Below are 251 nucleotides of genomic sequence, written 5' to 3' on the forward strand. Positions count from 1 at the left end.
TGGATATAGAAGTCATGATGAAACAGTCGATTGTTTCTAAAGAAGTCACAATAGATAGGTAGCGGGTTCAAAAACATTGGCGTTGGCGAAACATCAAACTCAATATCAGCTTTTACTATGGCTTCTTGAATGTGTATCCGTAACCAGTCATCGACGACATCAATGCAGTATATTTTTGCAATGGCATCGCTATTATTAATGTCAGTATCAGGCTCATGCTTAATACTGACAAAGCTAGCAATGAGCTGGCG

Annotated in this window: 1 protein-coding gene; it reads right to left on the reverse strand. The window is 39.0% G+C overall.

Annotated features, from left to right (window positions below; translation table 11 throughout):
- Positions 1–251 (reverse strand): hypothetical protein (locus AAEY88_RS14765; RefSeq protein ID WP_350563598.1); only part of this gene is annotated, 251 nt, incomplete at both ends.

It is taken from the genome of Psychrobacter sp. CAL346-MNA-CIBAN-0220, assembly GCF_040309805.1.
Taxonomy (GTDB): Bacteria; Pseudomonadota; Gammaproteobacteria; order Pseudomonadales; family Moraxellaceae; genus Psychrobacter.